The organism is Rohdeia mirabilis (assembly GCA_007750655.1).
GTDB lineage: Bacteria > Planctomycetota > UBA1135 > UBA1135.
The window spans coordinates 4,392,121-4,417,810 of record CP036290.1 but is presented as its reverse complement, the minus strand read 5'-3'; the positions used below and the strand labels follow the sequence as shown (position 1 = coordinate 4,417,810).

The following is a 25,690-nucleotide window of genomic DNA, read 5'->3' as shown; positions in this document are numbered from 1 at the left end:
GTGCTTCCTCACTTGATCTCGGTTCCGGTCAGTCCGTCGCGCAGGAAGGCCACGAGTGCCGCCTTCTCGGTGCCCGTGAGTCCCAGCGGAACGATGCGCGGGTCCTTCGTTCCGGTGCCGGACTGGTCCGTGCCACCGCCGGCGTCGTAGAAGTCGACGACTTCTTCCAAAGTGGAGAACGCACCGTTGTGCATGTAGGGGCCCGTCACGGCGACCATGCGCAGCTGCGGAACCTTGAACTTGCAGTAGTCGTCGCCCTCGTCGATCGCGACCTCGGTGTCGCCCGTCAGGTCGGTGCGACCGCCGCGACCGAGGTCGATCGCGCCGGTCAGCGCCATCGGGCCGGCGGCGGGTACGCCCGTGTTCGCGAACTCCTGGTTGGTGAGCGTCGGGCCGGGGTGGCAGGTCGAGCAGTTCGCCTTGCCGAAGAACAGTTGGCGACCGTGCTCGGCCGCGGGCGAGAGCGCGCTCGGGTCGCCGGCGAGGTAGTCGTCGTAGGGCGTGTCCCAGACCTGGATCGTGGCTTGGAAGGCGCCCATCGCGGCGATCGCGCGTTCCTTCGTGATGGGGCGTGAACCGTACGCGTTCCCGAACAGGTCGTCGTATCCGTCGTCGCTGCGCAACAGCGGCAGGACGTGGTCGTCCCAGCTCGAGTTCATCTCGAAGCCGGCTTCGACGGGGAACTGGGCCTGGTGCTCGAGGCCCATCGCGCGCCCGTCCCAGAACAGGTTGGTGTACAGGTGCGAGTTGTAGATCGTCGGCGTGTTGCGATCGGTCAGGACCGTCTTGTGGAACGCTCCGGCGATGGCCTGGAAGTCGTTGTGGTCCGACTCGCCGTCGCCGTCCTGATCGCCTGCGAGACTGTGATCCTGCACACCTTTGCCCTGCGGACGTCCGTCACCCCAACCGCGCAGTGGGTCGTGGCACATGCCGCAGCTGACACCCATCGGACGGCTCAGCCGCTCGTCGAAGAAGAGCGCGCGACCCAGGTCGATCTGCGCGGAGACCGAGACGAGCCCCAACCCGTCGTCGATCGGATCGGAGACGCCGCTCCCCCCGGAGCAGGCGCTGAGGGCGAGGGTAGCGGCGAGTGCCGCCGTCAGGCTCGCGCTGCGAGGTGCGAGCCCGCGTGAGCCGATTGGAAAGAAATTCATGGTTCCCCTTCGTGGACGCGTGGACGGAGCCTCCCCAAAAGGCTCCACGGTCGAAAGCTAGCACGCGCTCGAAGGGGCGACCGGACGGCGCGGGCGGGCAGCGGTCGCGTTCACACAAGCTGCATCCTGCGCGCGCCTTGACGGTCCAGAAGAGCTTCGTCGCGGCGATGCGCGAGTCTGCGTGGACGACGGCGTTGGCGGTCCGTGCGCCACGCACCCGGAAGATCATTCTCGGTCGGCGTCCGCGCACGTCGTGTAGCGCCGACGATCGACGACGAGGCGCAGCAGCTCGGGGCGCGAGTAGTGTCCGCTCGGGTCGAAGTTGTGGCGTTCGCGGCGCACCTGCTCGGCGTCGATGTCCGCGTACAGCACCGCTTCCTCGCCGACCCGCGGTTCGACGAGCCAGCGCCCGTCCGGGCCTGCGACGCACGAACCTCCGTCGGTGAAGAAGCGCTCGCCGCCGGCCAGGAGCAGGTCGCGAGCCAGAACGTCGGTCGGCACGTCCGACGGTCGCAGCACGGAACCGACCGACGCCACGTACGACCGACCTTCCAGGGCCATGAAACGCGTGATGTCGCGCGTGTTGCGCTCGGAGCCGGGCCAGATCGCGACGCGCAGTGTCTCGCCCTGGGCCTGCAGGGCCGCGCGGGTGAGCGGCATCCAGTTCTCCCAGCAGTTGAGCGCGCCGACGACGAAGTCCTCGACCGGATGCGTGACGAGTCCGGCCGCGTCGCCCATGCCCCACACCAGGCGTTCGTCATGCGTCGGAACGAGCTTGCGGTGCACGGACTCCACTTCACCGTTCGCGCCCACGAACACTCGGCTGCAGTAGATCGTGTGCCCGCCGCGGTCGGTCCCGCGCTCCGCGACCCCGAGCACGACTACGATCCGGTGTTCGCGCGCCGCGGCTCGAACGCCGGCGAGTTGATCGCTCGCGACGGTGACCGCCTGGTCAAGGTAGCGCGCGAAGTACGTCTTCTGCAGGTCGTCGTCGAAGCGCGCGCCGCCGGTGCGCTCGAGCCAGATCGGATACCCCGGCACGAGCGTCTCGCCGAACGCGACGAGGCGCGCGCCCGCACGGCCGGCCTCCGCGATCGCGTCGACGACCTTCGCGAGGGTGCGCTCGCGGTCGAGCAGGACGGGCGCGATCTGGGCCAGAGCGATCTTCATGTGGCGATTGGTCGCAGGGGGCGTCGCGGGGGAGAGGAGAGTGTGGCGGCCGGTCGTCCGCGCCGGTTCGCGCTCGCGACGGGTCGGTGTTGCTTGAGTCGGTCCGCCCGGGCGCCATGATGACGACTCGCGAGGCCGCAGCGGCGTCGCGTCCGCCGCTCCTCGCCACGACCCTCGTTCGGTTTCCATGCACTCCGCGAACACTGCCCACTCCCCCGTCCGTCGATCGCCCCGTTCGGCCTCCGCCTTCCTGGTGGCGGTGGTGCTCGCGCCCGCGCTCCTCAGCTCCTGTGGCGAGCCGCCGCGTCGCGCCCCGGCCGCCAGCGACGCTCCCGCGGCGGCGACCGGAGGGGGCGCGGGCGGCGACGGGACCGCCATCGCCGGCGAACCGATTCGCCTGGCCGGGCGCGTGCGCCTGCTCGGTGACCTGGCCTCGGCCACGCCGCCGGCCGCGCTCTTCATCAACCTGAGGGCGTCCGAGGCGCTCGGAAACTTCCCGATCCTGTCGACCAAGGTGGTGCTCGACGATCCCGGAGCGCGGGTCGACGACGACGGTGCGCTGTCCCTGCCCTTCGTGGTGACCGGCGCCAACGGCATGGGCACCTCCACGGTGCTGGACTCCAGCATCCTGCCCGCCGACTACGACCTCGAGGCCCTGTACGACCCGACGGGCTACCTCATGGAGGACGAAGGCAAGGTGCGCAGCCGCCTGGCGATCGACGGCCACGACCTCGACGGCCTCGTGATCGAAGTGGGGGGCTGAGCCCGACTCGCTGACGGTCCGTTCCTATACTCGACGCCCCCGAGCGCGTCCGCCATCCACCGGCCGGCGCCCAACCCTCGAGCACGACCATGCCCACCGACATCCGCTTCAGCGAGAAGGCCCTCGAACTCCAGGCCAAGGCCCGCGAGATCGCCGACAAGTACGTCCGTCCCAACGCGCAGAAGTACGACAAGGCCCAGGAGTACAACTTCGAAGCGGCGCGAGCCGTGGCAGAGGCCGGCCTGTTCCGCACGTTCATCCCCGAGGAGTACGGCGGTCACGGTGCCGGTGTCCTGGCCCTCGCGCTCGTGACGGAAGAGCTGGCCAAGGCCGACAGCGGCTTCGGCGTGGCGTTCGCCGTCAACGCGCTGGGCTCCTTCCCGATCCTCCTCGGTGGCACCGAGGCCCAGAAGAAGAAGTGGCTGCCCCAGGTCGCATCGGGCGACAAGCTCGTGGCCTTCTGCCTGTCGGAGAAGTACGCGGGGTCCGACGCGAGCGGCCTTTCGGTGCACGCGCGCGACGAAGGTGACCACTACGTCATCACCGGCGAGAAGAAGTGGACCACCAACGGCGGCGTCGCGGACATCTACTCCGTGTTCTGCGTCACCGACCCCACCTCGAAGTCGCGCCGTATCAGCGCGATCGTCGTCGAGAAGGGGATGGAGGGATTCACCATCGCCAAGACCGAGGACAAGATGGGCATCCGCTGCGTGCCGGTCGTCGAGACGCACTTCGACAACGTGCGGGTGCCCAAGTCGAACCTGATCGGTGAGAAGCCCGGCATGGGCTTCAAGCACGCGATGATGACGCTCGACATGGCTCGCCCTGGCGTCGCGGCCCAGGCCATCGGTGCTGCCCAGGGCGCGCTCGACCTGGCCAACGTGTACTCGAACCGCCGCAAGCAGTTCGGCGTGCCCATCAGCAACCACCAGATGGTGCAGCAGATGATGGCCAACATGCAGATGAAGACCGAGGCGGCGCGCTGGCTCGTCTACTCGGTCGCGGGCCAGATCGATCAGGTCGGAACGGCCGGCATCACGCCCCGCGCTGCCGCCGCCAAGTGCTTCGCGACCGACGTCGCCATGGAGGTCGCCACGGACGCGGTGCAGATCTTCGGCGGCTACGGCTTCATGGAGGACTACCCGATCGCCAAGTGCTTCCGGGACGCGAAGATCCTCCAGATCTACGAGGGCACGAACCAGATCCAGCGGATGGTCATCGCGCGCGGCCTGATTCGCGACAGCGCCAATCTCTCGCACCTCGAGGAGTACATCCCGACCGAGACCCAGAAGACCTACTCCGAGGAGCCGGCCATCACGGGCTGAGCTGCGGCGTTCGATCGGGCGGCGGCTGCCGTCGTCCGGGACCCAGGAGGGGCCGCGCGGGACCGACCCGCGCGGCCCCTCCTGCCGTTCTGGTCCGCATCGTCCCAGGCGGGTCGGCCGGAAGGGGGGCGGTGGCGGGTGGCGCGGTGGCGGGGGGGAGGCGATTGCGGGTCGACCCTGAGTGGCCACCGGCTCAGGGGACGCCAGCGGCCACGCTGGGTGATAGCCGCGCAGTGTCAGGGTGATGCTCCGTGAAAAGGGCACTCTCGTGGTGCTCTTTCGCCGAATCTGCTCGTAGACGGCCCTGGAACCGCGTCCGGGCCCCTGTGGGCCGCGAAGGACGACGGGCTCGAACTCCCCGACCCGTGCGAACGATGAACACCAAGCTGCTGCGACTGGAAGACCTCGACCGTCACCTCGACGAACTCGCCCAGGACCACGAGTCCTTCGCCGAGTCCTGTCGTGAGCTCGGTCGCGCCCTGGATGCCGAGGGGGTCGATCTCGAGCTCCCCGATCCGCGCACCTGGCGCGGTCAGCAGACGCCCGGCGAAGCTTCGGTGGACCCGCTGCGCCTGGCGATCGATGCGATCGTGCTCCAGGACCGCGAGTCCGAGGCCAAGCTGGCGCGCCGGATCGAGTTCGCGCGCTTCCGCTTCGAGGCGCGCCGCACCGAGCTCGAACTGGACGACGACGAGTTCTACGCCGACCCGGGTCCCCTGGCGCGGCGCTGGGAGCAGATGTCGGCCAACGACCACGGCGAGTTCGAACACCTCGACCTCATGCGCCGCGCGGCCGAGTGGCACGCCCTGCGTACCGAACTGGTCGAGCGGAACCTCTACCTGGTCCCGATCAACGTCGAGCGTTACGTCCACGGCCCGTCCATCAAGACCGACCTGATGCAGGAGGGCTTCACCGTCCTGTACCGCGCGGTCGACGGCTTCGACTGGCGTCGCGAGCTGCTCTTCCGCACCTACGCGGTCCACTGGCTGAACCAGGCGTTCCGCAGCTACCTGTACAACCACGGCAGCACCGTGCGCGTCCCGGTCTACCTGCAGAAGGCCATGAAGCAGGTCAACCAGGCGCGCTACCGACTGGGCGACATGGACGCGGACCCGATGCGGATCGCCGAGGAGACCGACCTGCCCGAGCACATCGTGGCGGCGGCGATCTCGGCCTCGCGCTCCAACATCTCGCTCGACCTCGACCTGACGCGCGACGGCGACGGCAACCGACTGGTCGACCTCCTGTCCGCCGAGGACGAGGACGGCGATCCGTACTCGGTGGAGCTCGAGGACATCACGCTCGAGGACGGACTGGGCCGCGCCCTGGCCGACCTCGACGAGCGCGAGTCGAAGATCGTGCGCCTGCGCTTCGGTCTCGGCGGCGTGCGCGAGCACACCCTGGCCGAGGTGGCCAAGCTGCTCGGCGTCAGCGTCGAGCGCGTGCGCCAGATCCAGGTCCGCGCCCTGCGCAAGCTCGACACGCCGTCCCTGCGCCGCGAGCTGGATCCCTACCTCAACTAGGACACGAGAAAAGGCCCGCGGGGCGCGCCGCGAAAGACGGCGCATCGGCTTCGCGAGCGATCCAGCGGCCCCCGTGCTGCGCAGCGACCACTGCGCGACGCGGGGGCCGCTCCCGTTGCGGACACGTGCGGAACGGGCGGCCGCGGCCGCTCGGTGGCGTCACTTCGAGCGCGGGCGCCTGTCCTGCTCGATCGTCGCTCCAACAGGCGGAGCGATCTTCGACGCCGCATGGGTCAACGCCGTGGGCGTAGGAGTTCGCGGTGCTCGAGGACTCTCGCCTCCGGGCTGATGTGGCGCACTCGAATGGTCCTCTCGGTGACTTCGTAGACGATGAGGTAGAGGCCCATGACCACTTCGCGGAGGTCGCGACCGTCGTCGTCCACGAGAGTGCAGCGTCGACCGAGATCGGGCTCTCGGGCGAGGACCTGGAACGTCCGTCGGAAGAGGTCGCACCGCCGGCGTGTTGCGGCCGCGTCGGTCCAGGTGGATGTGATGTTCCCCCGGTCGACGACGACGTCGGGAGAGAATTCGACGGACCTCATCGAGGCTCCGAGCCTTGCCGACGTTCGTGCTGTTCGATCTCGGCCTCCCACTCGGAGAAGAAGAACTGCTCCTGGAATGCGTAGCCTCCCTCGAAATGGGCGCCGGAGGCACGGACCCTTCGAACGAGTTCGTCGAAGGTCCTCTGACGGGCGGAGAGCAGCCTCAGCGCGTACACCACGAGTTCGCTCGTCGACTCGAAGTCACCGGACCCGACTTGACCGGCGGCGTACGCGGCGGTGTCCGGAGTCAGGGTGATCGTGATCTCGTTCTCGTCGGTCATGGCTGTACCAGTGTGTCTTCCATCGGCGAGTCAGGTGAGCGGGGCGGGCACAATCGTGCTCCGTCGTACGCTGGCGCGAACCGATCGGTTCCGGCACCGTTCGACGCTCCATGGTTCCGCTTCCGTCCCGTCGCCTCGTCCCGGTCGCGCTCGCACTGCTCGTTGGATGCGGGACGGACGCGCGCGAGCAGGCGCCCCTGAGCACGGACGGCGCCGAGTCTCGAGCCAGCGAGGTGGCGCCGAGCGACGGGCCGTCGCGGTCGGCGCGCGTCCCCGAGGGTCCCGTCCTGGCGGTGCGCGCGAGCAGCGTTCGACCCGGCGGCGGATACCCGAGCGTCGGCTGGGACCTCGGCCAGCCGTGGGTCGAGGTGGTGACCGACCACCCCGTTCCACGTGTCGAACTCAGGTGGCGCTTCGTCGAGGGCGATCCGAACCCGCTGCTGCGCGAAGCGACCGGCTACGCCTCCGCCCGCGCGACCGACCTGGTGGAACTGGACTTCGTGCCGACCGCGGTCACGGCGGTGCGCACACATCTCGGCGGCGAGCGCGCCGTGTGGGTCGCGGGCGTCGCCTCCGATCCGGTGCGCGCGCTGGTGGTCGAGCGCTGGGCGCTCGGCGCGCCCGAGGTCGTGCGCGACGGGGCGAGCGGAGAACCGCGCCTCGTTCCCGGAGCGGTCGCGCATCGCGAGCGCTTCGTCCTGCCCGAGCGCGCGCACGTCCTCGACGCCGTGGTCGAGCTGGCTCCGCTCGAGCACCTGTCCGGCGGCGCGCGGCGCGTGCTGGCGCTGATGGGCGGAAACGCCGAGCTCGTCGAGATCGACCTCGCGCGCGCGTCGGTGCGTACGGTCGCGTCGGCCGACGGATCCGTCGGCCGGCTCGGTCCGGTCCGGGCACTCGGACAGCGTTGGGGTGCGTTCGAGCGGCCCTTCCTGCATCGTGACCTGGGCCTGTGCGTCGTCGTCGGCGATCACCTCGGCGATCTCGAGAGCGACGGGAACGATTCAGATCGCGTCGAGGGGCTGTTGCTCTTCGGCGGGGCGCTCGAGGAAGGCGTCGACGAGCGGCGAGGGGAGCGCGGGCACCCGGTCGCGGTGCAGATCCACGGCTCGTTGCCCCTGACCCGTCGCAACGTCGACGGCTACCAACTGCGGGAGCGCGCCCTCCCGACGCCTCCGATCGAGATGCGCCCCGTGGGCGACGCGCCGTCGAGCTGGGCGCGACTCGCCGTCACCGTCCCGGAGGATCGTTGGGAGTTCCTGAAGCTCGTGATCACCTGGCTCGAGCCCGGTGTCGACCTGGCCGAACCCGAAACGGTCGAGACGACGCTCGGAGGAGCGATCGCCTTCGTCCCCGCGGACTTCCGATGGACGATCTACGCCGACCGACGCATGGCGGCGTCCGAATCCGCGTCGACGACGGCCTCACCGTCCTCGGTCGCCTTGGCGCCCGGGCGCTATCGGGTCGAGCTGCGCGACGCCGGACGGACGAACGGTCTCGAGTTGCTCGCCGTGGAGGAGGTGGACATGGGCTACGACGATCGCGAGCTCGCGTTCGACCGCGAGCGCCTGTGGCGCGACCACGCACGAGTGGAGTTGAACGTCCCCTGGTGGAACGACTCCCCCGACGCGCAGCGCTGGCTCGCCGTACACCGCCTCGTCGACGACGCCGCGCCGACCCGCGAGTCGCGGGCTTTCTTCCACCCGGGGATGACGGAGGGCCGCGCGGAGCTTTTCCTCGAGTCTCCGAGCGCGCACCCCACTGTTCGGCACTTGGGCGGCCTCCCGATCGTCTACTGGCTCTCGAGCGGAACGTACCTCGTCGAGACCCACGAGCGCACGCCGGACGGCGGGATCGAGCGCACCGCGCTCCGAGTCTTCGAGGTCGAAGACACCGACGTCACCGTAGACCTCACGCGCTAGCCGATCGCTTCGGGCAATGCGACACCGGTCGCCTCGGCCACCACGCGCAGGTCGGCGACCACGGGATCGACCAGCGGCACGCCGTCACGCTCGCGCTCGACGCGCGCGCGGCGCTCCTGGTCGCCGGGCACTTCGACGGCGGGATGGCCGGGGCGCGGGGGCGTGGCGCGCAGGGTGCGGCTGAGGTCGTCGATCTGGCGCTTGAACTCGTCCGGGTCGACGAAGCCGTCGATGCGCAGCGCGCCGAAGAAGTGGCCGATGCCGCGGCCCACCGAACGCTCGGGCTCGGCCAGGCGCAACGTGAACGGCGGCGTGAACGGGCCCCAGTTCGCGCCGGACAGCACGGCGCACAGCACGTCGACCATGACGGCGAGGCAGTAGCCCTTGTGGCCGCTGTGTTCCTCGTCCGACCCCAGCGGGAGCAGCGCGCCGCCCGCCATCATCGCGCCCGGGTCCGTGGTGTCGGCGCCGGCCGCATCGATCGCCCAGCCTTCGGGGATCGCACCGCCCGCGCGTTTGGCGATCTCGACCTTGCCGTAGGCCGCGGCGCAGGTCGCCATGTCGATCTCGATCGGCGGTTCCTCGTGGCCGGGGAACGCGATCGCGATCGGGTTCGTGCCGAGCATCTTCTCGGCGCCGCGGTGGGGCGCGACGAGCTTGGTGCTGTTCGTCATCGACCAACCGATCAGATCGCGCGCCAGGGCCTCGACCACGTACCAACCGGCCGCGCCGTAGTGGTTCGTGTTGCACACACTGACCCAGCCGGAACCGACCGCCTCGGCCTTGTCCATCGCCAGTCGGTTCGCCCAGGGTCCGACCACCAGCCCCAGCCCGTTGTCGCCGTCGACGGTGGCGGTGCTCGGCGTGCCGCGCACGACGCTCGGCGACGGCGTCGGGTTGATGCGGCCGGCCGACAGCATCTCGTGGTACGCGTACATGCGCGCCACGCCGTGGCTGTCCACGCCGCGCAGGTCCGCGAACAACAGCACGTCGGCGGCGGTCTCGGCGTCCGCGTGCGGCACCCCGAAGGACTCGAACACACCGATGCAGAACGTGGCCAGGTCGGCGGGGGCGTAGCGGCGGGCGTTCGTCATGGCTGGAGCGCGAGGTCGGCCACGCGCCGCGCGATGGCGAGCGACGAGGTGGCGGCGGGGGAGGGAGCGTTGAGCACGTGGACGACGGCGCCGTCCTTCTGGAGCACGAAGTCGTCGACCAGCGCGCCCAGGGGCGAGAGCGTCTGGGCGCGCACCCCGGCTGGCACGCGCACGAGGTGTTCCGCTCGCACGGCGGGAACGAGTCGCTGCAGTGCGCGGACGAAGGCGGTCTTGCTGATCGAGCGCACGATCTCGCCCAACCCCATCGACAGGTGGCGCACGGCCAGGCGTTGGAAGCCGCGGTACGAGAGGGCGTCGAGCGTGTCGCGCACCGACACGTCGCGCCAGCGGTAGCCCTCGCGCGCGAGCGCCAGCACCGCGTTCGGTCCGCACTCGACCGAGCCGTCCGTCATGCGCGTGAAGTGCACGCCGAGGAACGGGAAGCGCGGGTCGGGCGTGGGGTAGATCAGGTTCCGCACCAGGTGGCGCGCCTCGGGCACGAGCTCCCAGTACTCGCCGCGGAAGGGCACGATGCGCTGGGGCCACTCGAGCCCGCTCGCGCGCGCGACGCGGTCGCAGTGGAGCCCCGCGCAGTTGACGGCCACGTCGAAGTGCTCGGGTGGTGCGCCGCTCTCGAAACGGACGGTGACGCCATCGGGTCCGGGCTCGAGCGCCGCCACGCGCAGGCCCGTGCGCACTTCGCCGCGCTCCGTCACGCGCGCCGCCAGCCGCTCGCAGACGGCGACGTAGTCCACGATGCCGGCCTCCTTCACGTGCAGGGCCGCGATGCCGCGTGCATGGGGCTCGAGCTCGAAGAGGCCTGCCGCGTCCACGCGCTCGAGGTCGACGCCGTTCGCGCGGCCGCGGCGCTCGAGCTCGTCCAGCGCGGGCAGCTGCGCCTCGTCGGTCGCCACGACGACCTTGCCGCACAGTTCGAGCGGCACGCGTTCGGCCGCGCAGAAGGCCTCCATCAGCGCTTTGCCCTCGCGGCAGTTCAGCGCCTTCGACGACCCCGGCCGGTAGTAGAGCCCCGAGTGCAGCACGCCCGAATTGCGCCCGGTCTGGTGCCGCGCGATCGCGGACTCCTTCTCGAACACGACCACGCGCCGCTCGGGATCACTCTCGAGCAGGCGCGCGGCGACGGCGAGGCCGACGATGCCGCCGCCGACCACGCAGGCCGAACGGGGCGCGGTGTTCACGCCTTGCGCAGCGTGGCGCCGTCGACCGTTCGTTGACGCTGTTCGCCGACGCGGTCGATGCCCAGGCGCATCTCTTGGCCCGGCTTCAGGAACACCTGCGGGTTCTGGCCGAGTCCGACGCCCGGAGGCGTACCGGTCGAGATCACGTCGCCCGGACGCAGGGTCATGTGGCGGCTGATGTAGCTGACGAGGTGCGCGACGCCGAAGACCATCGTGCTCGTGTTGCCGTTCTGGTAGCGGTGGCCGTCGACCTCGAGCCACAACCCGAGCGACTGCGGATCCGGCACCTCGTCCTTCGTCACCAGCCACGGCCCGATCGGCCCGAAGGTGTCGCAGCTCTTGCCCTTCACCCACTGGCCCGTGCCCTCGAGCTGGTAGGCGCGCTCGGACAGGTCGTTGACGACGCAGTAGCCGGCCACGTGGTCGAGCGCGTGCTCCTCGCTGACGTAGCTCGCGCGCGTGCCGATGACGACGCCGAGTTCGACCTCCCAGTCCGACTTCTGCGAGCCGGGCGGAATGATCACGTCGTCGAACGCGCCGCACACCGCGCCGGTCGACTTCATGAACAGCACCGGTTCGGCCGGCACCTGGGCACCCGTCTCCGCCGCGTGGTCCGCGTAGTTGAGGCCGATGCACATGAAGGTGCCGATGCGACCCACCGGCGGACCCCAGCGCGCGTCCTGGTCGACCACCGGCAGGGCCTCGTGGTCGAGCGTGGCCAGGCGCGCGAACACGTCGGGCGAGAGGTTCTCGCCCGCCAGGTCGTCGATCACGGCGGCGAGGCAGCGGCGCATGCCGTCGGGGGCGATCAGGCCGGGCTTCTCGGCGCCCGGCTCTCCGTAGCGAATGAGCTTCATCGTTCGTCTCGTCGGTTTCTCGTTCGGGCGGTCGCGCGGCGCGCGTGTTCAGGAACTCCAGCCGCCGTCGATCACGTGGACGGCGCCGGTGGTGTAGGCGGATTCGTCGGACGCGAGGTACACGCACAGCGCGGCGATCTCCGCGGTCGTGCCCAGTCGTCCGATCGGTTGGCGCGCCACGAAGGCGGCGCGCGCGGCGTCCTCGTCGACGCCCTGCTTCGCGGCCAGCTCGGCGATGCGGCCGTCGAGCGACGGAGATTGGACGGTGCCGGGGCAGATCGCGTTGCAGCGCACGCCGCGCGTCACGTAGTCGGCCGCGACCGAGCGTGTCAGTCCGACGACCGCGGCCTTGGTCGTGCCGTAGGCGCAGCGGTTGGGCACGCCCTTCACGCTCGACGCCACGGACGCCATGTTCACGATGCTCCCGCGTCCGCGCTCGAGCATGCCGGGGAGGAAGGCGCGAATGGCGTGGAACATCGGGTCCACGTTGATCTCGAACGAGCGGCGCCAGTCGTCGGGATCGCAGTCGAGCACCGAGCCGTCCGCCACCCAGCCCACGCCGTTGTAGAGCACGTCGACGGGCCCCACTTCGGCGGCCAGGCGCGCGACCGCGCCCGAGTCCGTCGCGTCGAGCACGTGGGTGGCAATCGAACCCGTCGCGTCGGCGCCAAGTTCGTCCGCCAGCGTCGCCAGGCCATCGGCAGCGCGGTCGGTCGCGATCACGCGCGCGCCATCCGCCGCGAAGGCGAGGGCCACGGCCCGTCCGATGCCCTGGCCGGCGGCCGTGACGAAGGCGCTTCGATCGGCGAGCCGGGCGCTCACCGCGCCACTCCGCCGTCGTGACCGTTCGAGCTGGCAGCCAGTCGCTCGCTCCAGCACGGCCCGTCGGGGAAGCGGAACTCGTCCAGCGACGCCGGGTGCAGACGCGTGCCGTAGCCGGGCTCGAGCGGCGGGTAGTAGCGCCCACCGCACATGCGAGCGGGCGTCTCGAAGTGCTCGTCCAGGTGTGACACGTACTCGGTGATGCGGTCCTCGGTCGATCCGGTGAGCATCACGAAGTCGATCATCACCAGGTGGTTCACGTACTCGCACAGGCCGACCCCGCCGGCGTGCGGACACACGGGCAGTCCGAAGCGCCGCGCGAGCAACATGATCACCAGGACCTCGTTGAGACCCCCCACCCGGCAGGCGTCCACCTGCACGTAGTGCACGCCGCCCGCCTGCATGAGCTGTTTGAAGACCACGCGGTTCTGGCACTGTTCGCCCGTCGCCACGCGCACCGGTGCCACGCTCTGCGCGACGCGCGCGTGACCGAGCACGTCGTCGGGCGAGGTGGGCTCCTCGATCCAGCGCAGGTCGTGGCGCGCGAGTGCGTTCACCGCGGCGATCGCCTCGTCCACGTCCCAGCGCTGGTTGGCGTCGATCATCAGGCGACGGTCGGGCCCGATCAGCTCGCGCACGATGCCGCAGCGCCGGTCGTCGTCCGTGGGGTCCACGCCGACCTTGAGCTTGAAGTCGTTCCAGCCCGCGTCGATCGCAGCCGTGCACAGTTCGCGCAGACGCTCGTCCGAGTAGCCGAGCCAGCCGCACGAAGTGGTGTACGCCGGGTACCCCTGCTCTTCGAGCGCCGCCGTCCGCGCGTCGCGGTGCGGGCGTTCGCGGCGCAGGACCGCCACGGCCTCGTCCGGCGTCAGCGCGTCCGTGACGTAGCTGAAGTCGAGCATGCCGACGAGGCGTTCGGGCTCGAGTTCGCAGACGAAGCGCCACAGCGGCAGGTCCGCGGCCCGCGCGAGCAGGTCCCACAGCGCGTTGACCACGGCAGCCGTCGCGAGGTGCACCACGCCTTTCTCGGGACCGACCCAGCGCATCTGCGAGTCCTGGGTGAAGCCGCGCACGACCGTCCGCATGTCGTTCTGGATCTCGGCGAGCGTCAGCCCGACCAGTCGCTGTCCGAGGGTGCGCGCGGCCGCAGCGCACAGCTCGTTGCCGCGACCGATGGTGAACGTCGTGCCGTGCCCCTCGAGTCCGTCGCGATCCGTGCGCAGGATCACGTAGGTGCTCGAGTAGTCGGGGTCCGTGTGCAGGGCATCCGAGCCGTCGAGTTGGTCCGAGGTCGGAAAGCGCACGTCGAGGACCTCGACGGAGCGAATCGTGGCAGGAGCGGTCATCGAAGCGGGGGGGCGTCGCCGGCGAGAGCGTACAGGCATTCGGCGGTCCCTCCGAGGACCGCCGCGCGTTCGTCGGCGTCCAGATCGGACAGGAGTTCGTCGCTCGCGGCGCGCCACCGCGCATATCCGCCAGCCGTGCGGCACACGGGCCAGTCGCTGCCCCACAGCACGCGCTTCGGGCCGAAGCGCGAAAGCACCGCTTGCACCCATGGGTGCAGGTCCGCGACCGTCCAGTCCGGGCCCGCCTCGTTCACCAGCCCGCTGAGTTTCACGGCGGTCCGCGGCGCGCGCGCCAGCTCGTCGAGCGCCGACTCCCAGGCGGCCCGTCCCGACCAGCCCCAGCCCGCGGCGACGTCCGGCTTGCCGGCGTGGTCGAGCACGAGCGCGAGGTCGGGGCGCCGGTGCGCCAGCTCCACCACGCTCGCGAGCTGGGCGGGGCGCACGAGCGCGTCGAACACGAGCCCGAGTTCCTCCACCGCGTCGAGCCCCGGCGCCACCGCGTCGCGCAGGATCCAACGCGCATCGTCGAGGCCCTGGAGCATGGGTCGCACGCCCACGAGCCACGGGTCGCGCGCCAGCTCGCGCAGGATCTGCCCGGCGTCGGGCGCGTCGAGCGGAACCCAACCCACGACGCCGCGCACGAAGTCCGTCGCCGCCGCCAGCTCGAGCAACCAGCGCGTCTCGTCCACCGTGTCGGAGGCCTGGACGAGCACCGTGGCGTCGATGCCGAACTCGGCCAGATGGGGCGCGAGGTCCTTCGGACCGTGGTCCGCGAACAGCACGCCGGCGCTCGCGTCGAGCCAGTCGTACCGGCAGCGGCCGAGGGACCAGAAGTGCTGATGGGCGTCGACGGCCATGGAAGGGGAGGCGGTGCCGGGCTGATGGCGGGCGGCGCTCTGTGGCGGTGGGCCCGGACCGCGTCGGACCGGAGCGACCTGCCGCCGACTCCAGGCCGGAACAGTACGATCGCGGTCCCGCGCCCGGCGCGGATCCAGCGCAGCCTTCCGCGTGCCCAGTGTCGCCGACGAAAGGCCGTTTCGCTAGCGCCCTCCGCCACCTCCCCCCATGGCCCACCACCGACCCCGAGCTCGCCGCGTCCGCGCCGCCGGCTTCCTGCGCCTCGCCGCCGCCGCCGCCTGCGCCGCCGTCTGTTCCGTCGGCTGCGGCCCCGGGGCCACCGACGCCGCCGCGGGGAGTGGCGCGCGACCGCGGGTGGCGGTGGTGCCGAAGGGCGCGACCCACACCTTCTGGCAGTCGGTGAAGCGCGGGGCCGAAGCCGCCGGCGCCGAGCTGGGCGTGGAGGTGATCTGGGAGGCCCAGCTCGACGAGGGCGACCGCGCCGGGCAGATCCAGCTCGTGCAGCAGTTGATCGGGCGCGACATCGACGTCCTGTGTCTGGCGCCGCTCGACGCCCAGGCCCTCGCGCGCCCGGTGGCCGACGCGCGCGCCAAGGGCGTCGAGGTGCTCATCTTCGACTCGTTGCTCGAGGGCGAGCCGGGCAGCGACTACCTGGCCTACGTGGGCACGGACAACGTGGCGGCCGGACGCCTCGGCGCCGAAGCACTCGTCGAAGCGATGGGCGGGTCCGGAACGGTGGTCCTGCTGCGCTATCGCGTCGGTTCGGCCAGCACCGAGGACCGCGAGCGCGGCTTCCTCGAAGCCATGGCCGAGCACCCCGGCGTGACGGTATCGGTGCAGGACCGCTACGCGGGCGCCAGTTCGGCGAGCGCGCAGAGCACGGCGCTCGCGATGCTCCCGGCCCTGCGCGAGGCCGACGGCGTGTTCTGTTCGCAGGAGTCGGCCACGGCCGGGATGCTGCTCGCCCTGCGGCGCGAGGGCCTGCTCGAGACCACGGCCTTCGTGGGGTTCGACTCGTCGCCGCCGCTGGTCGCGGGCCTGCGCGCGGGCGAGATCGACGCCCTCGTGGTGCAGGACCCGGTGCGCATGGGCGCGCTGTCGGTCGAGCTGGCCAAGCGCCACCTGGACGGCGGCAAGGTGGACGCGATCAACGACACCGGCGCGGTCGTGGTGCGTGCCGCGGACCTCGACGATCCGCGCATCGCGGCTCTCGTCGAGTGACGAATCAGCGAGTGACGCCCGAACCGGCCCTGCGTCTCGTCGGCGTGTCGAAGCACTACGGGCCGACCGCGGCGCTCGACGGCGTCGACCTCGAGGTGCGTTTCGGCGAGGTGCACGGCCTCGTGGGCGAGAACGGCGCGGGCAAGAGCACGCTGCTCGGCGTCTTGGCGGGAGCGGTGCGGCCGGACGCGGGTGCGATGTGGATCGACGGCGTGGCCTACGCGCCCGCGGGTCCGGCGGACGGACTCGCGCGCGGGCTCGCCACCGTCTACCAGGAGCTCTCGCTCGCGCCGCACCTGGACGCGGCCGAGAACGTGTCGCTCGGCCGCTTGCCCCGGCGCGGCCCGCTGCTGGATCGAGCGGCGATGGAGCGCACGGCGCGTGCGGCCCTCGATCGGCTCGGCGCGGCCGACGTGCCGCTCGGCGTGCCCGTCGGGCGCCTGTCCGCGGCCCAGCGTCAACTGGTGGAGATCGCGCGCGGCCTGGCCTCGGGCGCGCGCGTCTTCGTGTTCGACGAGCCCACGAGCAGCCTCGGTCGACCGGAGGCCGAGCGTCTCCTCGTGCTGATGGAGGAGCTGCGCTCGGACGGCGCCGCGGTGGTCTTCGTGAGTCACGCGCTCGAAGAGGTCGAGCGCGTGTGCGACCGCGTCACGGTGCTGCGCGACGGCTGCAACGCGGCGCGCTTCGAACGTGGCGACTTCGACGACGAAGAGTTGGTGCGCGCCATGGCGGGCCGCGAGTTGGCGGCCTTCGAACGCACGCGCGGGACGGCGCTCGCCGAAGTGCTGCTGCACGCGCGCCGCAGCGACGGACGCGGTCAGGCGTTGACGGTGCGCCGCGGCGAGATCGTGGGCGTGGCCGGACTGGTGGGCGCGGGCCGCACGGAGTTGTTGCGCGCCTACTTCGGACTCGAGCGCGACCCGAACTGGGTGTTCGAGGGCCGCGCCGCCAGCACGCCGCGCGCCCACTGGCGGGGCCACGCAGGTTCGGGCGGCGCCGGCCTCGTGAGCGAGGACCGCGCGCACGAGGGGCTCGCGCTCGAGCGACCGATCGACGAGAACCTGTGCCTGCCGCGGCTCGACCGCGCCACGCGCGGGTTCGGCTGGCTGGCGCCGGGCGATCTGCGCCGGCGCGCGACGCGCTGGATCGACGCGCTCGGCGTGCGCGGTGCCCACGACCTTCGCGCACCCATCCGCACCCTGTCGGGCGGCAACCAGCAGAAAGTCGCGGTGGCGCGCCTCCTGGAAGCGGACTCGGAACTGCTCCTGCTCGACGAGCCCACGCGCGGCGTCGACGTGGGCGCGAAGGCCGAGATCTACCGCCTCGTCGCGGAGCTCGCCGCCGGCCGCGACGGAGCGGCGCCGCGCGGCGTGCTGGTCGTGTCGAGCGACCTGGGCGAGTTGCTCGCCCTCTGCGATCGCATCGCGGTCATGGTGGGCGGCGTCCTCGGTGCGGCGCGGCCCGCGGACGAGCTGGACGAACACGCGCTGTTGCTGGAAGCCACGGCCGCGCGGCCCAGGACGAGGACACCCGCATGAGTCTGGGGTCGAGTGCCTGGCGCGCCCTGGGGCCGCTGTTCGCGTTGGCGCTGGTGTGGGGCCTGTTCGCGGTCCTGTCGGGCAGCGACTTCACCAGTTGGGACAACCAACGGCTGATGCTGCTGCAGACGGCGGTCGTCGGGACGGCGGCGGTCGGCGCGACGTTCATCATCGCGGCCGGCGGGATCGACCTGTCGGTGGGCTCGACGATCGCGCTCGGGACGATGGTCGTCGCGCTCCTGCTCGACGCGGGCGCGGGGCCGGTGATGGCGGCGCTCGGCGGCGTGGCCACGGGCGTCTGTGTCGGCGCGGTGATCGGCAGCGCGGTGGCCGGGCGCAGCGACGTGCTCGCGACGGTGGCGCTGGCGGGCGTGCTGTTCGCGGCGCTGCGCTCGGGAATCGGCGTCGGAGCGGCACTCGGCGCGGCGGTCGTGGTGCTGGTCGCCGGCGTCCTCGTGGGCGGTCGCCTCGCCCCGCGCGTGGTGCTGTCGCCCTTCATCGTCACCCTCGGCGCGTGGGGCGCCCTGCGCGGTCTGGCCAAGGGCATCGGCGACAACCAACCCATCTATCCACCGTCGAGCGGTCTCGAGGCGTTGATGTCGAGCGCGAACAGCGTGCTCGGCCTGCCGGGCGGAGTGTGGATCCTGCTGGCGGTCGCGGGCCTCGGCGCCGTGGTCCTGGCGCGCACGCCGTTCGGCCGCGAGGTGCTGGCCGTAGGCTCGAACGCGCGCACGGCGCGACTGTGCGGCGTGCACGTGCCGCGCACGCTCGTGCTCGTCTACGCCGGCGGCATCGGCTGCGCGGGCATCGCCGCGGTGCTGCAGTACGCCTTCGTCGGCATGGGCGATCCGACCACGGCGGTGGGCTACGAACTGGCCGTCATCGCCGCCGTCGTGATCGGCGGCGCGAGCCTCTCGGGCGGCGAGGGCTCGATCCGCGGCACCCTGGTCGGCGCGCTGATCATGACCGTGGTCGCCAACGGCTGCGTGAAGGTCGGCCTGTCCAACTGGGTCCAGGAGATCGTCACGGGAGCGATCATCGTGGCCGCGGTCGCGCTCGATCGGGTGCGGGCGGGGCGGGCCACGCCGTAGGTCCGGGCGGGCGGCCGTGGGGCCACTTTTTCGGGCACCGGTGCCCAGCGGCGGCGTCTGCGGAGCCGAAGGACGGGGTCGGCGCCGGCACCTCGCGCCGCCCCAGCCTCCCCGACTCAATGAACGAGACCCTCGTCGGCCGACAGGCCATCTTCGATCGTCACCTCGCGGTCTACGCCTACGAGCTGCTCTTCCGCGGTCAGGACATCGATCCCGAGCACCCGGAGAGCGCCGATCTGGCCACGTCGCGAGTCATCGTCGACACGTTCACGGACATCGGGCTCGACAAGCTCGTCGCGGACAAGCGCGCCTTCCTGAACCTGACGCGTTCGTTCATCACCGGCGACCACGCGCTGCCGGTGAGTCCGGAGACGGTCATCCTCGAGGTGCTCGAGACGGTGCTGCCGGACCCCGAGGTCCTGGAAGGTCTGGCGCGACTGCGCGAGGTCGGATTCACGATCGCGCTCGACGACTTCGTGCTCGACGAGGGGACCCGAGCGTTCATGCCGTACGCCGACGTGGTCAAGCTCGACGTGCTGGGCAAGACCAACGCCGAAGTGCGCGCCTCGGTCGCCCAGCTGAAGCCCTTCGGCGTCAAGCTCCTGGCCGAGAAGATCGAGACGCGCGAGCAGTACAAGGCCTGCGTGGCGATGGGCTTCAACTACTTCCAGGGCTACTTCCTGCAGCGCCCGTCGGTCGTTCGCAAGCGTTCGGTCCAACCGAGCCAGATCACGTTGCTGTCGCTCCTCAACGAGATGCACGGCCCGGACTTCAACTTCAAGCGCGCCGAGCAGATCGTCCAGCAGGACGTAGCCCTGTGCTATCGCCTGCTGCGCCACATCAACTCGGCGCTGTTCGGCATGCCGCGGCACATCGACTCGGTGCGCGAGACGCTGATCTACCTCGGTCTCGAGAACGTCCAGAACCTGGTCTCGCTCTTCCTCGTGGCGGGCAACGCTGATACCCCGGACGAGCTCATCACGACCGCCATGCTGCGGGCGCGCCTGTGCGAGAACCTCGGACGCGCGCACAAGAGCGACAACTACCGCCAGTTCTTCATCGTCGGCCTGTTCTCGATCCTCGACGCCCTGATGGAGGCGCCGATGGACGAGTTGCTCGCCCGCCTGCCGTTGACCAAGGACGTGCGCGCGGCGCTCCAGCACGGCGAGGGCGAGATGGGCCAGGCACTCGCCGCGGCCCGAGCGTTCGAGTGCGGCGACTGGGACAACGCGTTGTGCTTCGACCTGCCGGTGAACGTGGTCCAGAACCTCTACCTGGAGGCGCTCGAGTGGGCGCAGCAGGTGGGCGAGGTCGCGCAGTCGCGTCCGTCGAAGAAGAAGCGCCTCGCGTCCTGATCCGGGCGCTGGCCGGGAAGGGTCGGGCGATCGCGCGGCCCTGCGGCGCCCGGTCGTGGGTCCTTCGGCCGTGACCTGAGCGTCCCCCCGGGTCGAGTCGGGTCGCCGACGCTCGGGACTCGGACATTCGGTCCGAGGCCGCCGTCGACGCCGTCGGAGCGGCAGCGGAGGACGAATCACCGGCTCCGGTCGCCGCGCCGTCCAGGTGTCCGAGGAGGGCGCCCGAGGCCTGCTGATCCGCGGTGGGGGGGTGCCACCCTTGGCGGGAGCTGGGCCCCGGTCGCGAGCTGCTCCGGACCGGCCGCCGGCGCTCGGAGCGGGGCCCGCGCGTGCTAGGATCCCCGGCCGTTTTCGCGGGGCCACGGCGCCGCGCAGGCGCTCGGGGGGAGTTTCGACGGGGCGGCCGCGCTGCGAGGGGGCAACGCGCTCGGGACCCGCGACGGACCTGCCGCCGACGAGCCCGGACCCGCCATGGACCGCCACGACGCCCAGCCCTCCACCGACGCGACCGCTCCCCTGGGCGGTGCGGCCACGTCGAAGCCCACCAAGCCGCGCTTCGACCGCAAGCCGGACTGGTTGAAGGTGCCGCTGCCCGGTGGCGACGGCTACGCGAAGCTGAAGAAGCTGACGCGCGAGCTCAACCTCCACACGGTCTGCGAGGAGGCGCGCTGCCCCAACGTCGGCGAGTGCTGGAAAGGTGGGGGCGAGGGCGGTGCCGGCGCGACCATGACGCTCATGGTGCTCGGCGACGAGTGCACCCGCCGCTGTCGCTTCTGCGCCGTGAAGACGGTCCTCGAGGCCGCGCCGCCCGACCCGGACGAACCGGTCCACGTGGGCCAGGCGGTGGCGGAACTCGCCCTCGGCTACGTGGTCATCACGTCGGTCGACCGCGACGATCTGCCCGACGGGGGTGCGGCACACTACGCGGCCTGCGTGCGCGAGCTGCGGCGCCAGGCCCCCGACACGGTGGTCGAGACGCTGATCCCGGACTACGTCGGCGCGCCCCTCGCGACCCTGATGGCGGCGCGGCCCCACGTCCTGGCCCACAACGTCGAGGTGGTGCCCCGGTTGCAGCGGAAGATCCGCGACCCGCGCTGTTCCTTCGAGCGCTCGTTGGCGACACTGCGCCAGGCCAAGGACGAGTCCTCGGACGTGTTCACCAAGTCGGCCCTCATGGTCGGTCTCGGCGAGAGCCAGCAGGAGCTGGTCGATTCGCTGGGGCTGCTGCGGGAAGCCGACGTGGACTTCATGACCATCGGGCAGTACCTCCGCCCGACCCCCCGGCACGCGCCCGTTCGCGAGTACGTCGAGCCCGAACGGTTCGCCGAACTCCAGCGGATCGGCGAGGGCCTCGGATTCGCCTACGTCGCCTCCGGACCGCTCGTGCGCTCCAGCTACAAGGCCGCCGAGTACTTCGCCGAGCGCCTGGTGCGCGAGCGCCTCGACGGCCATTCCGACGATCCGCGCGACGCCGCGCTGCCCAACGCCAACGACCCAACCAGCGAGCTTCGACGATGAGCCAGCCCGCACCCCTCACGGTGATCGAACCCGACGGCCGCGCCTCCATGGGGCACGACCCGGGACTGTCCGACGACGAGCTCTTGCACTGCTACCGCACGATGCTGCTCGTGCGGGCGTTCGACGACATCTGTCTGAAGCTCCAGCGCTCGGGCCGCATCGGCTTCTCGATCCCCAACAAGGGCATCGAAGCCACCCAGGTCGGCGCCGCCTCGGCCCTGCGGAAGTCCGACTGGATCTTCCCGAGCTACCGCGACTTCGGCATGGCCATGTACCACGGCATCAAGTCCGTGGACATGATGCACAACATGTTCGGCAACGCGCAGGACAGCGCGCTCGGCCGGCAGATGCCCGTCCACTTCTCGTTCACCGAGCCGATCAAGTTCTACTCGATCAGCTCGCCGATCGGCACGCACCTGCCCCAGGCGGTGGGCGCGGCCTTCGCGATGAAGGAGCGCGGCGAGGACAACGTCGCGCTCGTCAGCTTCGGCGACGGCGGCACCTCGTCGCTCGGCTTCCACTCCGGCCTCAACTTCGCCGGCGTGTGGAAGGCGCCCGTCGTCTTCCTGTGCCAGAACAACGGCTACGCCATCTCCTGCCCGTCCGAGCAGCAGACCGCGTCCGACGGCTACGCGATCAAGGGCGTGGCCTACGGCGTGCCCGGCGTCGTCGTGGACGGCAACGATCTTCTGGCCGTGCGCCAGGCCACCGGCGAAGCCGTCGAGCGCGCCCGCCGCGGCGACGGACCGACGATCATCGAAGCGGTCACCTTCCGCATGGGCGGACACTCGACCTCGGACGATCCGTCGCGCTACGTGCCGAAGGAACTCTTCGAGGAGTGGGAGAAGAAGGACCCGGTCGAGCGCTTCGAGAAGTATCTCGCCTCGCGCGGTCTGTGGACCAAGGAGCGCGGCGAGTCCATGCGCGGCGACGTGATGAAGGAAGTGGCGGACGCGGCGCGCGAGGCGCAAGGCGTCGGCAAGCCGCCCCTCGAGTCGATCTTCTCCGACGTCTACGCCGAGGTCCCCGCGCACCTGCGCGCCCAGGGTGCCGCGGCCTTCGACCTGGCCAAGCGCTTCGGTGATCCCGACGCGGGCGAGGGCGAGTTCCCGCTCTAGGCGGACCCGCTCCCACGCGACCCGACCGTCGTCCGCCCGCGGACGGCCACACCCGACCAGCACGACCGCCGCGGACGACCCGGCGGCGAACCCAGCGAACCACATGGCGAACCTCACACTCATCCAGGCGGTCAACGACGGACTGCGCACGGCCATGGAGGCCGACTCGACCGTCTACGTGTTCGGCGAGGACGTCGGCCCCAAGGGCGGCGTGTTCCTGGCCACCGAGAACCTGACGCGCGACTTCGGTGCGAACCGCTGCTTCGACACGCCGCTGTCGGAGGACGGGATCATCGGCACCGCGATCGGCATGGCGATGAACGGCCTGAGGCCCGTCGCCGAGATCCAGTTCCAGGACTTCATCTTCCCGGCCTTCGACCAGATCGTCAGCGAGGCCGCGAAGCTGCGCTACCGCTCGGGCGGTCAGTACACGGCGCCGATGGTGATCCGCACGCCCTACGGCGGTGGCATCCGCGGTGGCCTCTACCACAGCCAGTCGGGCGAGGCCTACTTCTGCCACACGCCGGGTCTGAAGGTCGTCATCCCGTCGACCGCGCACGACGCCAAGGGCCTGCTGCTCGCGTCGATCGCCGATCCCGACCCGGTGCTGTTCCTCGAGCCGAAGGCGCTCTACCGCTCGGTCAAGGGCGAAGTGCCCGAAGGCCACTACACCGTCGACCTCTCGACCCTGCGCAACGTCCGCGAGGGCGAGCACGTCACGGTCCTCTGCTACGGCGCGATGGTACCCGTGTGCGAGAAGGCGGCGGCGCGCGCGGCCGAGAACGGCATCGAGTGCCACATCGTCGACCTGCGCACGCTGCTGCCCCTCGACGAGGAAGGCGTGCTCGAGGCCGCGAAGAAGACCGGCCGCGTCGTCGTGGTGCACGAGGCACCGCGCTTCTGCGGCATGGGCGGCGAGATCAGCGCTCTGATCGCGGAGAACTGCATCGAGTACATGGAGGCGCCGATCATCCGCGTCACCGGTTTCGACACGCCGTTCCCGAACACGCTCGAGCACCACTACCTGCCCGACGAACGCCGCGTGCTCGACGCCATCGAGCGCAGCGCCGCCTACTAGGTTCGCGCGCCACTCGGCGCCCCGACACGTCCGCCTCCGACCGAGGCTCGCACCGTCCACGACCGGCACCCGCGCGCATCCTTCGCGCCACCCAACGACCCAACGACATGGCCATCGACTTCAAACTTCCGGACATCGGCGAAGGCATCGCCGAAGGTGAGATCGTCAAGTGGTTGGTCGCCCCCGGCGACCACGTCGACGAACACCAGGCCGTCGTCGAGGTGATGACGGACAAGGCGACGGTCGAAGTGCCGGCGCCCGCCGCCGGAACCATCTCCGAACTGCGCGCCGCCGAGGGTGACGTGGTGCCCGTGGGCAGCGTGATCTTCGTGCTCGAGGACGGATCGGCCGCCGCGCCCGCGGCTGCTGCTTCGGCACCGGCCGCCGCGCCCGCCGCGCAGCCGGCCGCCGCGCCCGCGAGCGGCGGCGGCACGCTCGAGTTCAAGCTCCCCGACATCGGCGAGGGCATCGCCGAGGGCGAGATCGTCAAGTGGCTGGTCGCCGCCGGCGACGCGGTCGAGGAACACCAGGCCGTGGTCGAGGTGATGACCGACAAGGCCACGGTCGAAGTGCCCGCGCCCGCCGCCGGCACGATCGCCGAACTGCGCGCGACCGAGGGCGAGGTCGTCCCCGTCGGCAGCGTGATCTTCGTGCTCTCGACCGGCGCCGGCGCGCCCGCCCGGTCGGCTCCGGCCGCAGCTCCCGCACCGGCCGCCGCACCGGCGATGGCCACCGCCGGAGCCAGCGCCCAGAACGGCGCGCCCGCCCGCGCCGCCGCTCCCGCGCCCACCAGTGCCAGCAACGGCAAGGTCCTCGCCGTTCCGAGCGCGCGCCGCGTGGCCCGCGAACTGGGCGTCGACCTGGCCCAGGTGCCCGGCAGCGGCCGCGGTGGCGTGGTCCGCCGCGCCGACGTCGAGACCTTCGTCCGCGGCGGTTCGTCCGCTCCGGCGACCGCGCGCCCGTCGACCCCGTCGGCCCCCGCGCCCGCCCGTCCGGCAGCTCCGGCCGTCGCGCTCGCGCCGACCGAGCGCGAGAGCCGCGTCCCGTTCCGCGGCGTGCGTCGCAAGATCGCCGAAGCCATGGTGCGCTCCGCCTTCACGGCGCCGCACTTCACCGTGGTCGAAGAGCTCGACGTGACGGAACTCGTGCGCCTGCGCACCAAGGCCAAGGCGATCGGCGAGAAGCAGGGCGTCAAGGTGACCTACATGCCCTTCATCATGAAGGCCTGTGCCAAGGCGCTGATGGAGTTCCCGCAGCTCAACAGCAAGCTCGACGAAGAGACCCAGGAGATCGTCACCTACAACTACGTCGACCTGGGCATCGCGACCGACACGCCGAACGGCCTGATCGTGCCCGTCGTCCGCGACGCGCACCAGAAGGACGTGATGACGCTCGCGGCCGACCTGATGGACCTCGCCGACCGCACGCGCAGCGGCAAGGTCACCGCCGAAGAACTGAAGGGCAGCACCTTCAGCATCACGAACGCGGGCAACATCGGCGGCATCATGGCCACGCCGATCATCAACTTCCCCGAGGTCGCGATCATGGGCGTCCACCGCATGATGAAGCGCCCCGGCGTCGTCGAGACCCCCGAGGGCGACACCTTCGAGGTGCGGCAGTACATGAACCTGTCGATCAGCGTCGACCACCGCCTGGTCGACGGTGCCGACGGCGCGCGCTTCCTGGTGCGCATGAAGGAACTGCTCGAGGATCCCGCGTTGCTGGCCCTGTGAGCGGAGAGTCGCAACAGCGAACCGCGCCGCACCCGACCGCTCAGAGGGACAGCCATGTCCCTGGCCCAACCGCTGGTGCGTTTGGAGCGATCGCTGTGAGCGGAGCGACGCAACAGCGGGTCGCGCCGCACCTGACCGCTCAGAGCGAGAGCCATGCCTTCGGCCCAACCGCTGGCGCGTTTGGA

General features: G+C 71.1%; 22 protein-coding genes. 12 read left to right on the top strand and 10 right to left on the bottom strand.

What is annotated here, in order from left to right; all coding sequences use genetic code 11:
* Positions 1–8 precede the first annotated feature (8 nt).
* Together Pla163_RS16380 and Pla163_RS16375 are read right to left on the bottom strand one after the other, a co-directional pair.
* Positions 9–1,154, bottom strand: a complete 1,146-nt coding sequence (locus Pla163_RS16380) for a cytochrome-c peroxidase (RefSeq protein WP_145191030.1) — start codon at positions 1,152–1,154, stop codon at positions 9–11.
* Between the two features lie 225 nt (positions 1,155–1,379).
* Positions 1,380–2,324, bottom strand: a complete 945-nt coding sequence (locus tag Pla163_RS16375; protein ID WP_145191027.1) for a carbon-nitrogen hydrolase family protein — start codon at positions 2,322–2,324, stop codon at positions 1,380–1,382.
* A 187-nt stretch (positions 2,325–2,511) separates the two neighbouring features.
* Here Pla163_RS16375 and Pla163_RS16370 point away from each other — a divergent pair, with 187 nt between their 5' ends.
* The 3 genes from Pla163_RS16370 to Pla163_RS16360 all read left to right on the top strand — a co-directional run bounded on the left by Pla163_RS16370 (position 2,512) and on the right by Pla163_RS16360 (position 5,935).
* The gene (locus Pla163_RS16370) at positions 2,512–3,087 is read left to right on the top strand and encodes a hypothetical protein (protein ID WP_145191024.1); all 576 of its coding nucleotides are present in this window, start codon (positions 2,512–2,514) and stop codon (positions 3,085–3,087) included.
* An 89-nt stretch (positions 3,088–3,176) separates the two neighbouring features.
* A complete protein-coding gene (locus Pla163_RS16365; protein WP_145191021.1) occupies positions 3,177–4,412 on the top strand; it encodes an acyl-CoA dehydrogenase family protein in 1,236 nt (411 codons plus the stop codon).
* Between the two features lie 374 nt (positions 4,413–4,786).
* On the top strand, positions 4,787–5,935 hold the full coding sequence (locus tag Pla163_RS16360; protein ID WP_145191018.1) for a sigma-70 family RNA polymerase sigma factor: 1,149 nt from the start codon (positions 4,787–4,789) through the stop codon (positions 5,933–5,935).
* A 233-nt stretch (positions 5,936–6,168) separates the two neighbouring features.
* Here Pla163_RS16360 and Pla163_RS16355 read toward each other — a convergent pair whose 3' ends face one another.
* A complete protein-coding gene (locus Pla163_RS16355; RefSeq protein WP_145191015.1) occupies positions 6,169–6,477 on the bottom strand; it encodes a type II toxin-antitoxin system RelE/ParE family toxin in 309 nt (102 codons plus the stop codon).
* A complete protein-coding gene (locus Pla163_RS16350; RefSeq protein ID WP_145191012.1) occupies positions 6,474–6,758 on the bottom strand; it encodes a ribbon-helix-helix domain-containing protein in 285 nt (94 codons plus the stop codon). The genes Pla163_RS16355 and Pla163_RS16350 overlap by 4 nt, the downstream gene beginning before the upstream one ends.
* A 110-nt stretch (positions 6,759–6,868) precedes the next feature.
* Here Pla163_RS16350 and Pla163_RS16345 point away from each other — a divergent pair, with 110 nt between their 5' ends.
* On the top strand, positions 6,869–8,677 hold the full coding sequence (locus tag Pla163_RS16345) for a hypothetical protein (protein WP_145191009.1): 1,809 nt from the start codon (positions 6,869–6,871) through the stop codon (positions 8,675–8,677).
* On the opposite strand, the gene Pla163_RS16340 is transcribed toward Pla163_RS16345, so the two are convergent.
* The 6 genes from Pla163_RS16340 to Pla163_RS19200 are packed head-to-tail and all read right to left on the bottom strand — an operon-like array spanning position 8,674 to position 14,852.
* Positions 8,674–9,771: an Ldh family oxidoreductase gene (locus tag Pla163_RS16340; protein WP_145191006.1), complete on the bottom strand. Its 1,098-nt coding sequence runs from the start codon at positions 9,769–9,771 to the stop codon at positions 8,674–8,676. The genes Pla163_RS16345 and Pla163_RS16340 overlap by 4 nt on opposite strands.
* Positions 9,768–10,970 (bottom strand): L-2-hydroxyglutarate oxidase, encoded by a 1,203-nt coding sequence (gene lhgO, locus Pla163_RS16335; RefSeq protein WP_419186048.1) that lies wholly within the window; start codon positions 10,968–10,970, stop codon positions 9,768–9,770. Before lhgO ends, Pla163_RS16340 begins: the two co-directional genes overlap by 4 nt.
* Positions 10,967–11,827, bottom strand: a complete 861-nt coding sequence (locus tag Pla163_RS16330) for a fumarylacetoacetate hydrolase family protein (protein WP_145191002.1) — start codon at positions 11,825–11,827, stop codon at positions 10,967–10,969. The genes lhgO and Pla163_RS16330 overlap by 4 nt, the downstream gene beginning before the upstream one ends.
* Positions 11,828–11,875: 48 nt before the next feature.
* A complete protein-coding gene (locus Pla163_RS16325) occupies positions 11,876–12,649 on the bottom strand; it encodes an SDR family oxidoreductase (RefSeq protein ID WP_145190999.1) in 774 nt (257 codons plus the stop codon).
* A complete protein-coding gene (locus tag Pla163_RS16320; protein ID WP_419186047.1) occupies positions 12,646–13,995 on the bottom strand; it encodes an enolase C-terminal domain-like protein in 1,350 nt (449 codons plus the stop codon). The genes Pla163_RS16325 and Pla163_RS16320 overlap by 4 nt, the downstream gene beginning before the upstream one ends.
* On the bottom strand, positions 13,992–14,852 hold the full coding sequence (locus Pla163_RS19200) for an amidohydrolase family protein (RefSeq protein WP_419186046.1): 861 nt from the start codon (positions 14,850–14,852) through the stop codon (positions 13,992–13,994). Before Pla163_RS19200 ends, Pla163_RS16320 begins: the two co-directional genes overlap by 4 nt.
* A gap of 208 nt (positions 14,853–15,060) precedes the next feature.
* Here Pla163_RS19200 and Pla163_RS16315 point away from each other — a divergent pair, with 208 nt between their 5' ends.
* From Pla163_RS16315 to Pla163_RS16280, 8 genes are all read left to right on the top strand, one after another.
* Positions 15,061–16,074: a substrate-binding domain-containing protein gene (locus Pla163_RS16315; RefSeq protein ID WP_145190993.1), complete on the top strand. Its 1,014-nt coding sequence runs from the start codon at positions 15,061–15,063 to the stop codon at positions 16,072–16,074.
* An 11-nt stretch (positions 16,075–16,085) separates the two neighbouring features.
* Positions 16,086–17,612 (top strand): sugar ABC transporter ATP-binding protein, encoded by a 1,527-nt coding sequence (locus tag Pla163_RS16310; RefSeq protein ID WP_145190990.1) that lies wholly within the window; start codon positions 16,086–16,088, stop codon positions 17,610–17,612.
* Positions 17,609–18,703: an ABC transporter permease gene (locus Pla163_RS16305; RefSeq protein ID WP_145190987.1), complete on the top strand. Its 1,095-nt coding sequence runs from the start codon at positions 17,609–17,611 to the stop codon at positions 18,701–18,703. The genes Pla163_RS16310 and Pla163_RS16305 overlap by 4 nt, the downstream gene beginning before the upstream one ends.
* Positions 18,704–18,822: 119 nt before the next feature.
* Entirely contained in the window at positions 18,823–20,058 is a 1,236-nt protein-coding gene (locus Pla163_RS16300; RefSeq protein WP_145190984.1) for an EAL and HDOD domain-containing protein, read from the top strand.
* A 471-nt stretch (positions 20,059–20,529) separates the two neighbouring features.
* Complete coding sequence (lipA, locus tag Pla163_RS16295; protein ID WP_145190980.1) at positions 20,530–21,576, top strand: lipoyl synthase; 1,047 nt, start codon at positions 20,530–20,532, stop codon at positions 21,574–21,576.
* Positions 21,573–22,694 (top strand): thiamine pyrophosphate-dependent dehydrogenase E1 component subunit alpha, encoded by a 1,122-nt coding sequence (locus tag Pla163_RS16290; protein ID WP_145190977.1) that lies wholly within the window; start codon positions 21,573–21,575, stop codon positions 22,692–22,694. Before lipA ends, Pla163_RS16290 begins: the two co-directional genes overlap by 4 nt.
* Before the next feature lie 103 nt (positions 22,695–22,797).
* Positions 22,798–23,772: an alpha-ketoacid dehydrogenase subunit beta gene (locus Pla163_RS16285; RefSeq protein WP_145190974.1), complete on the top strand. Its 975-nt coding sequence runs from the start codon at positions 22,798–22,800 to the stop codon at positions 23,770–23,772.
* Positions 23,773–23,879: 107 nt separating this feature from the next.
* Positions 23,880–25,505: a 2-oxo acid dehydrogenase subunit E2 gene (locus Pla163_RS16280; protein ID WP_145190972.1), complete on the top strand. Its 1,626-nt coding sequence runs from the start codon at positions 23,880–23,882 to the stop codon at positions 25,503–25,505.
* The last annotated feature ends 185 nt before the right edge of the window (positions 25,506–25,690 follow it).